General features: G+C 72.9%; 1 protein-coding gene (running past one end of the window). It reads right to left on the bottom strand.

All coding sequences use genetic code 11. The features are described 5' to 3' along the window. Nucleotides 1-17,471 carry the 3' portion of a type I polyketide synthase gene (locus N6H00_RS14555; protein ID WP_268972097.1) on the bottom strand. The gene runs 11,647 nt beyond the window's last position, so only the last 17,471 of its 29,118 coding nucleotides appear in the window; its start codon lies off the right edge, out of view — the gene reads right to left on this strand; it ends in the stop codon at nucleotides 1-3.

Consider the following 17,471-nt stretch of genomic DNA (forward strand, 5'->3'; position numbering starts at 1 on the left):
TCAGGACCTTCCGAATTCATTGTTGATGATGTCGAAGATGTCTTCGGCCGAGGCGGAGTCGAGGTCGAGTGCTTCCTCGTCGCCGCCGTCGGCGACCGCGGCGCTCTCGGTCTCGTTCCATGTCCGCAGCAGCGCTTCGAGCCGGGCCGTGACCCGCTCGCGTTCCGTCGCGTCGTCGGAAACGCCGGAGAGGGCGAATTCCAGCTTGTCGATTTCGGCGAGGACCGGGAGTTCCGGTGTGGTGTCCTCACCGAGCAGCTCGGCACGCAGCACACCGGCGAGCACGCTGGGCGTCGGATAGTCGAAGACCAGGGTGGCGGTGAGCTTCAGCCCGGTCGCCGCGTTCAGCCGGTTGCGGAGTTCGACGGCGGTGAGGGAGTCGAAGCCCAGCTCCTTGAAGGCCCGGCCCGCCTCGACGGCTGTGGTGTCGTCGTGTCCGAGGACGGCGGCGACCTCCGTACGGACCAGGTCGAGCAGGACCCGGTCGGCCTCGGGCCCGGTGAGCCCCGCGAGCCGCTGCCGCAGGGACTCCGCCGGTGCCCCGTCCGTCCCCTCGCCCGCGCCGTCGGCGGGGTCCGCCGCGAGGGCACGGGCGACCTCGGGCAGATCGGCGATGAACGGACGGGGGCGTGCCACCGTGAAGGTGGCGGCGAAGCGGTCCCAGTCGACGTCGGCGACGACGACGGTGGTGTCGTTCCGGTCCAGCGCCTGCTGGAGGGCGGTGATGGCGGAGTCCGGGGCCATCACCGGCAGGCCGAGACGGCGCAGCTGCCCGGCCGCCTCGTCGTCGGCGACGAGGCCGCCGTCCGCCCACGGGCCCCAGGCCACGGAGGTGGCAACCAGGCCACGGGCGCGGCGCCGCTCGGCCAGCGCGTCGAGGAAGGCGTTGCCCGCCGCGTACGCGCCCTGGCCGCCACTGCCCCACACCCCGGCGATCGAGGAGAAGAGCACAAAGGCGTCCAGTTCGGTGTCGCCGAGCAGCGCGTCCAGGTGGGCCGCGCCCGCGACCTTCGCCGAGACCACGTCGGCGACATCGCTCGGGGTGGTCTCCGCGAGCGGTGCGAACTGCCCCGCGCCCGCCGCGTGCACGACCGCGCTGAGCGGGTGGTGCGGGTGTTCGTCGCGGATGCGGGCCAGCAGCCCGGCGACCGCGTCCCGGTCGGTGACATCGCACGCGGCGACGGTCACCTCGACTCCCTTCGCGGTCAGTTCGGCCGTGAGCTGGTCGGCCCCGGGGGCCCGCTGCCCACGGCGTCCGGCCAGGACGAGGTGGTCGGCGCCGTGGTCCGCCAGCCAGCGGGCCACATGGGCACCCAGCGCACCGGTGCCGCCGGTGACCAGGACCGTGCCCCGGGGCCGCCACGGCGCTCCGGTGGCCGGAGTGCGCTCGGCGTGGGCGAGGCGGCGGGCCAGGACTCCGGCCGTACGGATCGCCAGTTGGTCCTCGTGGTCGTCGCCGTGTCCGCCGAGCACCCCCGCCAGGCGGTCGGCGGCCCGTTCGTCGAGCGTCGCGGGCACGTCGATCAGACCGCCCCAGCGCTCCGGGTGCTCCAGCGCGACCACCCGGCCGAGGCCCCAGGTCTGCGCCTGTGCGGCACTGCCCAGCGGCTCGGAGGCGGCGGTGGCGACGGCGCCGGTGGTGGCGCACCACAGCGGGGCGTCCACGCCCGCGTCCCCGAGCGCCTGCACCAGACTTCCGGTGCCCAGCAGTCCGGTGGGCACGGCGGGGTGGTCGGGGTGCGGACGCTCGTCCAGCGCGAGCAGCGAGAGCACACCGGACACCCGCTCGTCGGCCGTGGCCCGGCGGATCCGGTCGGCGAGGGCCTCGCGGTCGAGGTCGCCGCCGCCGGACGGGGTGATGCGCCGGATGTCGGCACCCCGGTCGGCCAGCGCGTCGATGACTCCGCGCACGGTGTCGGCGTGGCCGGCGGACCCGGCCGGTTCGGCGACCAGCCAGACACCGGGCACGGCGGCCAGTCGCGGCTCCTGTACCGGCTTCCAGGTGACGCGGTAGCGCCAGCCGTCGAGTGCGGACTGCTCGCGTTCACGCCGCCGCCACGCGGACAGCTCCGGGAGCAGCGCGCTCAGCGGCTGGTCCACGTCGATGCCCACCGCGTCCGCCAGCGAGGCGAGGTCGTCGCTCTCGACCGCCTCCCAGAAGCGGGCGCCGGCCGTGTCGACGGTCGTGGCCACCTGGTCGGGCGTGTGCCGCACGGCACCGTCGAGCCAGTAGCGCCGTCGCTGGAACGCGTACGTGGGCAGTTCGACACGGTGTGCACCGGTCCCGGCGAACAGCGCCTCCCAGTCCAGGGCCGCGCCCCGGACATGCAGCGTGGCCAGCGCGCCGGCCAGGGTTTCCGGCTCGGACCGTCCGCCGCGCAGCACGGGCACGAAGGCCACATCGGCCGTGGCCTCGGCTGCTTCGTCTCCGGTGGTGACGCAGTCCTGCGCCATGGCGGACAGCACCCCGTCCGGGCCCAGTTCGACATAGGTGGTGACACCCTGGGCCTCCAGGGCACGGACACCGTCCAGGAAGCGGACGGCGTGGCGCACATGGCGCACCCAGTAGTCGGACGCCATGCCCAGCTCGTCGGTCACCAGCTGTCCGGTGACGGTGGAGACGATCGGGATGCGCGGCGCACCGTACGTCAGCCCCTCGGCGACCTTGCGGAACTCGGCGAGCATCCCGTCCATGTGCGGGGAGTGGAAGGCGTGGCTGACCGTGAGCCGCTTGGTCTTGCGCCCCCGCGCCTCGAACGACGCGGCGACCTCCAGCGCCGCGTCCTCGTCGCCCGCGATGACCACCGACGTGGGCCCGTTGAGGGCGGCGATGCCGACGCCCTCGACCAGCAGCGGCTCGACCTCGTCCTCCGCCGCCTGGAGCGCGATCATCGCACCGCCGGACGGCAGTTCCTGCATCAGCCGACCGCGCGCGGCCACCAGCGTGGCGGCGTCCTCGAGCGACAGCACCCCGGCCACATGGGCCGCGGCCAGCTCGCCGATGGAGTGCCCGGCCAGGACGTCGGGCCGCAGCCCGGCGGCCTCGGCCAGCCGGAACAGCGCCACCTCGAGGGCGAACAGCGCGGGCTGGGTGAACCCGGTCTGGTGCAGCGGCTCCTCGTCGGTGCCGAACAGCACGTCGTACAGCGGCCGCGTCAGATGCCGGTCCAGTTCGGCGCAGACCGCGTCCAGCGCCTCGGCGAAGACGGGGCTGGCCTCGTACAGCTCTCGGCCCATGCCGAGCCGCTGGCTGCCCTGCCCGGTGAAGAGCACGGCGGTACGGCCTTCCGTGGGCACGCCCCGGATCAGCTGTGCGGCCGACTCGCCGCGCGCGAGCGCGGTGAGGCCCGCGAGCAGCCGGTCCCGGTCCGGGCCGAGGACCACCGCACGGTGCTCCAGCGCGGACCTGGTGGTGGCCAGGGAGTACGCCACGTCCACGGCGTCCGCCCCGGTGTCGGCCTCCAGGTGGGCGCGCAGCCGTTCGGCCTGGGCCCGCAGCGCGTCCTCGCCCTTGGCCGACAGCGGCCAGGCCACCACATCGGACCGGACCAGGGGGCGCTCCGGGTCGCCGCTCCGGTCCTGCTCGGGGGCCGCGACGGGCTCGGGGGCCTGCTCCAGGACCGTATGGGCGTTGGTGCCGCTGAAGCCGAACGACGAGACGCCCACCCGGCGCGGACGGCCGGTCTCCGGCCAGGGCCGGGCCTCGGTCAGCAGCTCGATGTCGCCCGCCGACCAGTCGACGTGCGGCGACGGCTCGTCGACGTGGAGGGTGCGCGGCAGCACCCCGTGGCGCATGGCCAGAACCATCTTGATGATGCCCGCCACACCGGCGGCGGCCTGGGTGTGGCCGATGTTGGACTTGATGGACCCCAGCCACAGCGGCCGCTCCGCGTCCCGCTCCTGGCCGTAGGTGGCCAGCAGCGCCTGGGCCTCGATGGGGTCGCCGAGCCGGGTGCCGGTGCCGTGGGCCTCGACCGCGTCCACATCGGCGGCCGACAGACCGGCGCTGGCCAGCGCCTGCCGGATCACCCGCTGCTGCGAGGGCCCGTTCGGCGCCGTCAGACCGTTCGACGCACCGTCCTGGTTGATGGCGGAGCCCCGGACGAGCGCGAGCACCGGGTGGCCGTTGCGGCGCGCGTCCGACAGCCGCTCGACCACCAGCATGCCCACGCCCTCGCCCCAGCCCGTGCCGTCCGCACCGGCCGCGAAGGCCTTGCACCGGCCGTCGGGGGCCAGCCCGCGCTGACGGCTGAACTCGATGAACGCGCCGGGACTCGACATGACCGTCACACCGCCCGCGAGCGCGATCGAGCATTCGCCCTGGCGCAGTGCCTGGATCGCCCAGTGCAGCGCCACCAGCGAGGAGGAGCAGGCCGTGTCGACGGTGACCGCCGGGCCCTCGAGGCCGAAGGCGTACGAGAGCCGGCCGGAGACCACGCTGGCCGCGTTGCCCGTGCCGAGGTAGCCCTCGACCCCCTCGGGGACCGTGTGCAGCGTGGCGTGGTAGTCCTGCCCGTTCGTGCCGACGAAGACACCGGCCGAGGTGCCGCGCAGCGTCGCCGGGTCGATGCCCGCGCGCTCGAACGCCTCCCACGAGGTCTCCAGCAGCAGCCGCTGCTGCGGGTCCATGGCGAGGGCCTCACGCGGCGAGATCCCGAAGAACGCGGCGTCGAAGTGGCCCGCGTCGTAGAGGAATCCGCCCTCGCGTGCGTAGAAGGTGCCCCGCTTGTCCGGGTCCGGGTCGTAGAGCGCGTCCAGGTCCCAGCCACGGTCGGACGGGAACTCCGCGATCGCGTCCCCGCCTGCCGTCAGCAGTTGCCACAGCTCCTCCGGCGACCGCACCCCGCCCGGGAAGCGGCAGCTCATCGACACGATCGCGATCGGATCGTCATCGGTCGCCACCGGCACGGGCACCGGCTGGGAGGTGTCGGCACCGGTGTCCGCACCCGTCAACTCGCCGCGCAGGTACCCCGCGAGGGCGGAGGCGGTCGGGTAGTCGAAGACCAGCGTCGCGGGCAGCTGGATGCCGGTGGCCGCGTTCAGCCGATTGCGCAGCTCGACCGCGGTGAGCGAGTCGAAACCCAGCTCACTGAAAGCCCGGTCCACACCGATCGACTCCGAACCGTCATGGCCCAACACCACGGCCACCTGCGTACGGACCAGATCCAGCAGCAGCCGGTCCCGTTCCGCCTCCCCCAGCCCGGTAAGCCGTGCGGCGAGCGAGGAGCCATCGGCCACGGGCTCGGTGGCGGAGTCCTCCGCCACCGCACGCGCCTCCGGCAGATCCGCGAACAGACGGCTGGGCCGGACGGCGGTGAACTCCGGCGCGAACCGCCTCCAGTCGATATCCGCGACGGTGACGGCCGTCTCGTCCAGATCCAGCGCCCGCTGTAGTGCGGAGACCGCCAACTCGGCGTCCATCGGCGGCAGTCCACCGCGTCGCATGCGCTGCTCCAGCGCCCCGTCCGCGGCCATCCCGCCCTCGGCCCACGGCCCCCAGGCGATCGAGGTGGCGGGCAGCCCCTCGGCGCGCCGCCGCTCGGCGAGCGCGTCCAGATAGGCGTTGGCCGCCGCGTAGTTGCCCTGTCCGGCGGCGCCGAACGTGCCGCTCATCGAGGAGAACAGCACAAAGGCCGACAGCTCCCGATCACGCGTCAGCTCGTCGAGATGGGCCGCGGCGGCCACCTTGGCCCGCAGCACGGCCGTGAACCGCTCGGGGGTGAGCGAGTCCAGCACACCGTCGTCCAGCACACCCGCCGTGTGCACCACACCGGTCAGCGGCAGCTCGGCCGGGAGGGAGCCGAGCAGCTCCGCGAGCGCGTCCCGGTCGGCCACGTCGCAGGCCGCCACGGTCACCCGGGCGCCGGAAGCGGCGAGTTCGTCGCGCAGCTCGACGGCGCCGGGGGCATCCAGACCACGGCGGCTGGTGAGCAGCACGTGCTCGGCGCCGCCCGCGACCAGCCAGCGGGCCACCCGCGCACCCAGCGCGCCTGTACCGCCGGTGACCAGGGTCGTACCCGCTCCCGGGGTCCACGAGCCGCGGGCGGACGACGCGGATGCCCGCACCAGACGACGTCCGAACACACCCGAGGCCCGCACCGCGACCTGGTCCTCGCCACCGGCACCGGCCAGCACCTCCGCCAGCCGCCCCAGCGCACGCTCGTCCACGACCTCCGGGAGGTCGACCAGACCACCCCACCGCTCGGGCAGCTCCAACGCCGCCACCCGGCCCAGACCCCACACCTGCGCCTGCACCGGGCTGACCGCCCCGTCCGAACGCCCCACCGACACCGCGCCCCGGGTGACCACCCACAACGGCGCGCCGATACCCGTGTCGCCCAGGGCCTGCGTCAGCGCCGCCGTGGCCAGGAGGCCGTCCCCGTCCGCCAGCGCCAGCAGGGACACCACACCACCGGTCACGGCCTCGGCGCCGGCGGCCTCGGTGAGCCGCGCGGCCACCGCGGCGCGGTCGTCATCGGCGGCCGTCACCACCTGCCGCACATCGACACCACGCTCGTTCAACATCCCCACCACACCGGCGGTCCGTGCGTCACCGACCGCGTCGGCCGGTACCACCACGAGCCAACGGCCGCTCAGGGACGCGGCGGAACGGTCGGTGACCGGCTTCCACGACACCCGGTAGCGCCAGCCGTCCACCGTCGAACGCTCCGACTGCCGGCGCCGCCACGACGACATCGAGGGCAGCAGTGCCTCCAGCGCCTCGTTGTCCTCGGCGCCGAGGTCCAAGGTGGCGGCGAGCGACGCCAGGTCCTCACGCTCGACGGCCTCCCAGAAGCGGGCGTCGACCGCGTCCCGGGCCGTGGCGTCGGCAGCCACGGTGGCCGTCGACGCCTCCAGCCAGTAGCGGCGTCGCTGGAAGGCGTAGGTCGGCAGTTCCACGCGCCGCGCACCGGTCCCCGCGTAGAACGCCTCCCAGTCCAGGCCCACGCCCCGCACCTGGAGCGCGGCAAGGGCACCGGCCAGCGTCGCGGCCTCCGAACGGCCCTCGCGCAGGAGGGCGACGAAGGCCGCCGTGTCGCCGCCGGTGAGGCAGTCCTGGCCCATGGCGGACAGCACACCGTCGGGACCGAGCTCGAGGTAGGTGGTGACACCCTGGGCTTCCAGGGTGCGGACACCGTCGAGGAACCGGACCGCCTCGCGGACGTGGCGCACCCAGAAGCCGGGGCTGGTGATCTCCTCGGCGGAGACGACGCCGCCGGTGAGGTTGGAGACGATCGGGATACGCGGGGCCTCGTACGTGAGCCCCTCGGCCACCTCACGGAACGCCTCCAGCATCCCGTCCATACGGGGCGAGTGGAACGCGTGGCTGACCGTGAGCCGCTTGGTCTTACGGCCCTGGGCCTCGAAGCCCGCCGCGATCTCCAGCGCCGCGTCCTCATCACCCGCGATGACGACGGAGCTGGGCCCGTTCAGCGCGGCGATCGAGACACGCTCGGTCAGCAGCGGAGCCACCTCGTCCTCCGACGCCTGGACGGCGATCATCGCGCCGCCGGCCGGCAGCTCCTGCATCAGCCGGCCACGCGCCGCCACCAGCGTCGCCGCGTCGGCGAGGGACAGCACACCCGCCACATGGGCCGCGGCCAGCTCACCGATGGAGTGGCCCGAGAGGAAGTCGGGCCGCAGCCCCCATGCCTCGACGAGACGGAACAGCGCCACCTCGATGGCGAACAGCGCGGGCTGGGTGAACCCGGTCCGGTCCAGCGCCTCGGCGTCCTCGCCGAACAGGACCTCCCGAAGCGGCCGTTCGAGGTGCCGGTCCAGCGCGTCGCACACCGCGTCCAGCGCCTCCGCGAACACCGGATAGGCGTCGTACAGCTCACGGCCCATGCCCAGCCGCTGGCTGCCCTGCCCCGTGAACAGGAACGCCAGCTTCCCGGCCACCGGCGACCCCTCCACCAGGCCCGTGGCCGGTTCACCGGAGGCCAGCGCCTCCAGGGCGCGCAGGAAGCCCTCACGGCCATCGGCCACCAGCACCGCACGATCCGCGAACGCGCTGCGCCCGGTGGCCAGGGTGTAGCCGATGGCGGCCAGGTCCACGTCCGCGTCGGCGGAGCGCAGCCGGTCGTGCAGACGGCGGGCCTGGCCACGCAGCGCCTCCCGGCCCACGGCCGACAACGGCCATGGCAGCACCGGCGGTACGGCGGACGGCCGCGCCGCCTCGTCCTCGTGGGCCTCGATGGCCGGCGGCTGCTCGATGATGGTGTGCGCGTTGGTGCCACTGATACCGAACGAGGAGATCCCCGCACGGCGCGGACGGCCCGCCTCCGGCCACTCCCGCGCCTCGGTCAGCAGCGCGACCGCGCCGTCCGCCCAGTCGACGTTCGGCGACGGCGCATCGACGTGCAGCGTCCGCGGCAGCACTCCGTGCCGCATCGCCATGACCATCTTGATGATGCCCGCCACACCGGCCGCGGCCTGGGTGTGCCCGATGTTGGACTTGATGGACCCCAGCCACAACGGCCGGTCCCCATCCCGCTCCTGACCGTAGGTGGCCAGCAGCGCCTGCGCCTCGATGGGGTCGCCGAGCCGGGTGCCGGTGCCGTGGGCCTCGACCGCGTCCACCTCACCGGCCGACAGACCGGCACTGGCCAGCGCCTGCCGGATCACCCGCTGCTGCGAGGGCCCGTTCGGCGCCGTCAGACCATTCGACGCACCGTCCTGGTTGATCGCGCTACCGCGCACGACCGCGAGCACCGGGTGGCCGTTGCGACGGGCGTCCGACAGCCGCTCGACCAGCAGCATGCCCGCGCCCTCGCCCCAGCCCGTACCGTCCGCACCGGCCGCGAACGACTTGCAGCGGCCGTCCGCGGCCAGGCCGCGCTGACGGCTGAAGTCGATGAACGTATCGGGTGTGGCCATGACCGCCACACCGCCGGCCAGCGCCATCGTGCACTCACCCGCGCGCAGCGCCTGAATCGCCCAGTGCAGGGCGACCAGCGACGACGAGCACGCCGTGTCGATCGTGACCGCCGGACCCTCCAGGCCGAAGGTGTACGCCACCCGGCCGGAAGCGACACTGCCCGCGGTCCCGGTGCCCATATAGCCCTCGACATCCTCCGGCACACCTGCCACACCGGTGAGGTAGTCGTGGTACATGACGCCGGCGAAGACGCCGGTCTTGCTGCCGCGCACCGTCGCCGGGTCGATGCCCGCGCGCTCGAACGCCTCCCACGAGGTCTCCAGCAGCAACCGCTGCTGCGGATCCATGGCCAGCGCCTCACGCGGCGAGATCCCGAAGAAGTCCGGATCGAAGTCCGCCGCGTCGTGCAGGAAACCGCCCTCGCGGGTGTACGAGGTGCCCGCGTGGTCGGGGTCCGGGTGGTACAGACCGTCGAGGTCCCAGCCACGGTCCACGGGGAAGCCGGAGATGCCGTCGCCGCCGGTGGCGACGAGCTCCCACAGCTCCTCCGGGGTGCGCACCCCGCCGGGGAAGCGGCAGCTCATGCCGACGATGACGATCGGGTCGTCGTCCACCGCCGGGGCCGCCTGCGTCCGCACGGGAACGAGCGGTGCGGTGGCCTCCTCAGCACCCAGCAGCTCCTCGCGCAGATGACCGGCCAGGGCAGTCGGGGTCGGGTAGTCGAAGACGAGCGTCGCCGGCAGCCGCAACCCGGTAACGGTCCGGAGGTCATTGCGCAGTTCCACAGCGGTCAGCGAGTCGAAGCCCAGCTCCTTGAACGCACGCCCCGCCTCAACGGCCTCCGCGCCCCCGTAACCGAGCACCGCGGCGACCCGGCCACACACCAACTCCAGCAGCTCACGGTCCTGTTCGGGCCGGGTGAGCCCGGCGAGGCGCTGGGCGAGCGAGGGGCCGTCGGCGGTGACGGCGGCCGCCCGGCGGGCCGGCGCCCGGACCAGACCACGGAACAGCGCCGGGACGGTACCGGTCGCCGCCGCCTCGCTGCGCAGCGCCGCGTAGTCCAGCCGCATCGGGAACAACACGGCCGCGTCGTCGGCGCGGGCCGCGTCGAAGAGCGCGAGCCCCTCGTCGGGGGCGATCGGGGCGACCCCGCCGCGCACGATGCGCCGCAGATCGACCTCGTCCAGCCCGCTGCCCATGCCCGCACCGGCCCACAGCCCCCAGGCCAGCGCGGTGGCCGGAAGGCCCTGGGCGACACGGTGCTGGGCGAGCGCCTCCAGGAAGGAGTTGGCGGCGGCGTAGCTCGCCTGCCCGGATGCGCCGAACACGGCGGCGGCACCGGAGAACAGCACGAACGCGGACAGCTCGTGGTCGCGGGTCAGCTCATGCAGGTTCCACGCCGCGTCCACCTTCGGACGCAACACCCGCGCCACCCGCTCCGGCGTCAGCGACTCCAGAACGCCGTCGTCCAGCACGCCCGCGCTGTGCACCACAGCGGTCAGCGGATACTCGGCCGGGATGGCGTCCAGGGTCGCAGCGAGCGCCTCGCGGTCGGCGACATCGCAGGCCGCCCACGTCACCGTGGCACCGGCCGCCGTCAGATCGGCGGTCAACTCCTCGGCGCCCTCGGCGTCAGCACCACGACGGCTCACCAGCAACAGATGCCGTACGCCGTGGGCGGTGACGAGATGGCGCGCGAAGAGACCGCCCAGGGTCCCCGAGGCGCCGGTGACCAGCACCGTGCCGTGCTCATCGAAGGACGGAGCGGTGTCGTTCTCGTTGTCGTTGTCGTTGTCGTTGCCGTTGCCGTTGTCGTCGGTGACCGGAACCCGGGCCAGCCGGGGCGCCAGCGCCACACCCGCGCGCAACGCCAGCTCCGCCTCGTCCATGCCCAGCGCGCCGGGCACCGCACGGTACGAGTCCTCGTCCCCGTCCACGTCCAGCAGCACCAGACGGCCCGGGTTCTCCGACTGCGCGGAGCGGAACAGACCGCGCACGGCGGCGTACGGCAGGTCCGCCACGCCCGCCCCCGGCTCGGTCTCCACCGCGCCCTGGGTCAGCAGCACCAGCCGCGCCGCGGCGAACCGCTCATCCGCCAACCACTCCTGGAGCAGGGCGAGCACGGCCTGCGTGGCCTCGTGCACAGCCGACGCGTCTCCACCGCCGAAGCCGCCTGTGCCGTCGACGAACACGGTGTCGGGCACGGGCGCCCCGGCCTCGACAGCCGTCCGCAGCACCGCCAGATCACCGAACGCGGCGAGCCGGATTCCGGGCCCGAACGCGCTCTCCAGCACGGCCGGCTCCCCGGCATCCACGCCGAGCACGGCCCACTCGCCCGTGGCCGCCCCCGTGGTGGGCGCCGGAACCGCGGTCCAGTCCAGCCGGAACAGCGACTCGTGCAGTCCGCCACGCGCCGCGCGCACCTGGTCGGCCGAGGCCACCCGCAAGGCCACGGACTCGACCGTGGCCACCGCACGTCCCGTACCGTCGGCCACCAGCAGCGACACCGCGTTCGCCGAACGCTCGGACAGCCGCACCCGCAGCGCACCGGCCCCAGCCGAATACAGCTGGACGCCGTTCCACGCGAACGGAAGCAACGCACCCTCGGCCGCACCCGGATCGGCGGTGTCCAGGCCAATGGCGTGCAGCGCCGCGTCGAGCAGGGCCGGATGCAGCCCGAACCGCTCGGCCTCGGCATCCGACGTCAGCGACGCGCCCTCGGGGAAGCCCACCTCGGCGTAGAGGTTCTCGCCCAGCCGCCAGGCGCCCTTGAGCCCCTGGAACACCGGCCCGTAGCCGAGCCCCATCCCGGCCAGCTCCTCATACAGTCCCTCGACCGCGATCGGCGTCGCGCCCTGCGGCGGCCACACCGCGAGTTCCTCGAGCTCGGCTCCCGGGGCCCCGGGAGCGAGCACACCGGTGGCATGCCGCGTCCACGGTTCGGTCCCCAGTGCGTCCTGCCGACGCGAATGCACACTGAAGGAGCGGCGACCGGACTCGTCCGGCCCCTCCACAACGAGCTGCACCCGCACCCCGATGTGCTCCGGCAGCACGAGCGGGGCTTCCAGGGTCAGTTCGTCCACCCGCGCACAGCCCACCTGGACACCGGCAGCACTCGCCAGCTCCACGAACGCCGTACCGGGCAGCAGCACCGTCTCCATGATCACGTGGTCGGCCAGCCACGCGTGCGTACGCGTGGACAGCACCCCGGTGAGCAGAAAACCGTCGGCGTCGGCGAGCGCAACGGCGGCACCGAGCAACGGATGGTCGATATCGCCCAGCCCGATCGACTCCGGGTCGCCCGCCATCAGGGCGGCCGGGCTGGGCCAGTACCGCTGCCGCTGGAAGGGATACGTCGGCAGCGAGGCCGGCTCCACACGGGCGGCGCCCGCACCGGCGAAGACGGCCGCCCAGTCCGGCGTCACACCACGGACATGCGCCCGCGCGACGGCCGAGAGCAGCGCCTCAGCCTCGGGGCGGTCCTTGCGCAGCGCGGCGGCGAACGCGACATCCTCGCCCGTCGCACACTCCTGCGCCATCGCGGAGAGGACACCGTCGGGGCCCAGCTCGACGAAGGTGGTGACGCCCTGGGTTTCGAGCGTGCGGATGCCGTCGAGGAAGCGGACCGCCTCGCGGACGTGGCGCACCCAGAAGTCGGGGCTGGTGATCTCCTCGGCGGAGACGACCGTCCCGGTGAGGTTGGAGACGATCGGGATGCTCGGAGCCTCGTACGTCAGCCCCTCCGCGACCTCGCGGAAGGCGTCCAGCATGCCGTCCATGCGAGGCGAGTGGAACGCGTGGCTGACGGTGAGCCGCTTGGTCTTACGGCCCTGGGCCTCGAAGCCCGCCGCGATCTCCACCGCGGCGTCCTCGTCACCCGCGATGACGACCGAGGCGGGCCCGTTGAGGGCGGCGATCGAGACACGCTCGGTCAGCAGCGGCGCCACCTCGTCCTCGGACGCCTGGACGGCGATCATCGCGCCGCCGGCCGGGAGCTCCTGCATCAGCCGGCCACGGGCCGCCACCAGCGTCGCCGCGTCCGCGAGGGACAGCACACCCGCCACATGCGCGGCAGCCAGCTCACCGATCGAATGACCGGAGAGGAAGTCCGGCGTCAGGCCCCACGCCTCGACCAGCCGGAACAGCGCCACCTCGATGGCGAACAGCGCGGGCTGAGTGAACCCCGTCTGATCCAATACGGCCGCGTCATCCCCGAACAGCACATCCCGCAGCGGCCGCTCCAGATGCAGATCCAGATGCGCACACACCTCATCCAACGCATCCGCGAACACCGGATAGGCGTCATACAGCTCACGCCCCATCCCCAGCCGCTGACTGCCCTGCCCGGTAAACAGGAACGCCACCTTGCCCTCGGCCACCGAACCCTCGACCACGCCCGGGGCAGCCTCGCCCCGGGCCAGCGCGTCGAGTGCCCGCAGCAGGCCGTCCCGGTCACCGACGGTCAGCACCGCACGCCGCTCCAGGGCGGCACGGCCGACAGCCAGAGTGTGGGCGACATCGAGCGGCACCGACTCCGGCCGCTCCGCGAGGTGGGTGTGCAGGCGTCCGGCCTGCTCCCGCAGCGCTTCGGCATTCTTGCCCGACAGCACGAACGGCAGCACACCGCCGAGACCATCCCGCTCGGACGCCTCGGTCTGCTCGGCGGGAAGGGCCGGGGCCTGCTCGATGATGGTGTGCGCGTTGGTACCACTGATACCGAACGAGGAGATACCCGCACGACGCGGACGGCCCGCCTCCGGCCACTCCCGCGCCTCGGTCAGCAGCGACACCGCACCCGCCGACCAGTCCACATGCGGCGACGGCTCATCCACATGCAACGTCTGCGGCAACACACCATGCCGCATCGCCAGCACCATCTTGATAATGCCCGCCACACCGGCCGCGGCCTGCGTGTGCCCGATGTTGGACTTGATCGACCCCAGCCACAACGGCCGGTCCGCATCCCGCTCCTGACCATAAGTGGCCAGCAGGGCCTGGGCCTCGATCGGGTCACCCAGCCTGGTGCCCGTGCCGTGCGCCTCGACCACGTCCACATCACCGGCCGACAACCCGGCGCTGGCCAGTGCCTGCCGGATGACCCGCTGCTGCGAGGGACCGTTCGGCGCCGTCAGACCATTCGACGCACCATCCTGGTTGATGGCCGAGCCCCGCACGATGGCCAGCACCGGGTGGCCGTTCTTCTCCGCGTCCGACAGCCGCTCGACCAGCAGCATGCCCACGCCCTCGCCCCAACCGGTGCCATCGGCCCCGGCCGCGAAGGCCTTGATCCGGCCGTCGGCGGCCAGTCCGCGCTGACGGCTGAAGTCGATGAAGCTCTCGGGGGTGGACATCACCGTGACACCACCCGCGAGCGCCATCGAGCACTCACCCTGCCGCAGCGCCTGCACCGCCAGATGCAGCGCCACCAACGACGACGAGCAGGCCGTGTCGACCGTGACCGCCGGACCCTCCAGGCCAAAGGTGTAAGCGACGCGGCCGGACACCACACTCGCCGCGTTACCCGTGCCCAGATGACCCTCCAGGCCCTCCGGCGCCTGCATCAGCAACGACAGATAATCCTGGCCATTGGTCCCGGCGAAGACACCGATCTGCTCACCGCGCAGCGCGTTCGGGTCGATGCCCGCACGCTCGAACGCCTCCCACGACGTCTCCAGCAGCAACCGCTGCTGCGGATCCATGGCCAGCGCCTCACGCGGCGAGATCCCGAAGAACGCCGCGTCGAAGTCCCCGGCGTCGTACAGGAAACCACCCTCACGCGTGTACGACGTCCCCTGACGCTCCGGATCCGGGTCATACAACCCCGCCAGATCCCAGCCACGGTCGGACGGGAACTCCGCAATCGCGTCCCCACCCGCCGTCAACAGCTCCCACAACTCCTCCGGCGACCGCACCCCACCCGGGAAACGACAGCTCATCGCCACGATCGCGATCGGATCATCGGCCACCGCAACCGTCCCGCGCGCAGCCACGCCGCCGGTCGCCGCGACATCCGCGCCCAGCAGCTCGGCACGCAAGTGCTGGGCGAGGGCGGTGGCGTTCGGGTAGTCGTAGATCAGCGTGGCGGGCAGCCGCAGACCGGTGGCCGCGTTCAGCCGGTTGCGCAGCTCGACGGCGGTGAGCGAGTCGAAGCCCAGCTCCTTGAACGCACGCCCGGCCTCGACCGCCTCGGCCCCGCCGTGCCCCAGCACCGACGCGACCTGCGCACGCACCAACTCCAACAGCGTCTGCGTGCGCTCGGTCTCCGTCAGACCCGACAGCCGCTCCGCGAGCGTGCCGGTCCCTGCGGTGACGGCCGGGCGCGACGCGCCCTCGGCAGCCGACGCCGGACGCGCCTCAGGCAGCTCACCGAACAGTGCGCTCGGGCGTGCGGCGGTGAACTCGGCGAGGAACCGGTCCCAGTCGATGTCCGCGACCGTCACGGCGGTGTCATCGAGGTCCAGCGCCTGCCGCAACGCGGCCAGCGCCGACTCAGGCGCCATCGGCGGCACCCCATCCCGGCGCATCCGCCGCGCCAACGCCTCGTCAGCGGCCATGCCACCCTCGGCCCACGGACCCCACGCAATCGAGGTCGCAGGCAACCCCTCAGCACGCCGCCGCTCAGCCAACGCATCCAGATAGGCATTGGCCGCCGCATAATTCCCCTGCCCAGCCGCACCCACCGAACCCGAGATCGAGGAGAACAGCACAAACGCCGACAGGTCCAGCTCACGCGTCAGCTCGTCCAAATGCCGTGCGGCATCGGTCTTCGCCCGCAGCACCGAGGCAAACCGCTCCGGCGTGAGCGCGTCCAGTACGCCGTCGTCCAGCACACCGGCCGCATGCACCACAGCCGTCAGCGGGAACTCCGCCGGAAGCCCGGCCAGCAACTCCGCGAGCGCATCCCGGTCCGCCACATCACACGCGGCCACCGTCACCCGAGCACCCGAAGCCACCAGCTCATCCCGCAACTCCACCGCACCCGGAGCCTCCAGCCCACGACGACTGGTCAGCACCACATGCTCAGCACCATTGGCCACCAGCCAACGGGCCACATGAGCACCCAGCGCACCCGTACCACCCGTCACCAGCACCGAACCCGAAGCCCGCCAGCCCTCATCGCCCGACGTCCGGCTCCCGACCGCCCGCACCAACCGACGCCCGAACACACCCGACCCACGCACCGCGACCTGATCCTCGCCACCAGCACCGGCCAGCACACCGGCCAGCCGCCCCAGCGCACGCTCATCCACCGACTCCGGCAGATCAACCAGACCGCCCCACCGCTCCGGCAGCTCCAAGGCCGCCACCCGACCAAGACCCCACACCAACGCCTGGCCAGGGCTCACCACACCATCGGAACGCCCCACCGACACCGCACCCCGCGTCGCCACCCACAACGGCGCACCCACACCCGCATCACCCAACGCCTGCACCAACACAGCCGTACGCAACAGCCCCGACGCACCCTCGACCGCCAGCAGCGAGAACACCCCCGCCACCGAACCGCCCACGGCCGCCGCACGCAGCTCCTCCGCCAGCCCGGCCCGGTCCCCAGCACCCAGCTCGACCACGCGCACATCGACGCCACGCCCGGCCAACATCCGCACAACGCCAGCGGCCCAGGCACCCTCGGCCTCACCCGCGGGGACGACCACCAGCCAGCAGCCACCCAACACACCAGCCGCCGACCGCTCCGTCACCGGCTTCCACGACACCCGGTAACGCCAACCATCCACCGTCGAACGCACCGACTCCTGCCGCCGCCACGACGACAACGCCGGCAACACCTCACCCAGCGGCCCCGGATCCACCGCGAGCTCCGCCGCCAGCGCGGCCACATCCCCGCGCTCCACCACATCCCAGAACCGCCCGTCCACCGCCGAGCCAGCTCCGGCGTCGGCCGCCGGGACCTCTTCCCACCAGTAGCGGGTGCGCTGGAAGGCATACGTCGGCAGCTCAACCCGCCGAGCCCCAGTGCCCTCGAAAAACGCCGCCCAATCGGGACGCCGACCCCGGACATGCAGCAGAGCAAGAGCCCCGGTCACCGACTCGGCCTCCGCACGGTCCTTGCGCAACGCGGCGGCGAACGCGACATCCTCCCCCGTCACGCACTCCTGCGCCATCGCCGACAGCACACCATCGGGACCCAGCTCAACGAAGGTCGTCACACCCTCCGCTTCCAACGCCCGCACACCGTCGAGGAAACGCACGGCCTCACGGACATGCCGCACCCAGAAGTCAGCGGTCGTGATCTCCTCGGCGGAGACGAGGGTGCCGGTCAGGTTGGACACGATCGGGATACGCGGAGCCTCGTAGGTCAGCTCCTGCGCCACCTCGCGGAACGCCTCCAGCATCCCGTCCATACGCGGCGAGTGGAACGCATGGCTCACCGTCAGCCGCTTGGTCTTACGACCCTGCGCCTCGAACGACGCCGCGATCTCCACCGCCGCGTCCTCATCACCCGCGATGACGACCGAGGAAGGCCCGTTGAGCGCGGCAATGCTGACCCGCTCGGTCAGCAGCGGCGCCACCTCGTCCTCCGACGCCTGCACCGCGATCATCGCGCCACCGGCCGGGAGCTCCTGCATCA

Source organism: Streptomyces sp. S465 (assembly GCF_026898115.1).
GTDB lineage: Bacteria > Actinomycetota > Actinomycetes > Streptomycetales > Streptomycetaceae > Streptomyces > Streptomyces luomodiensis.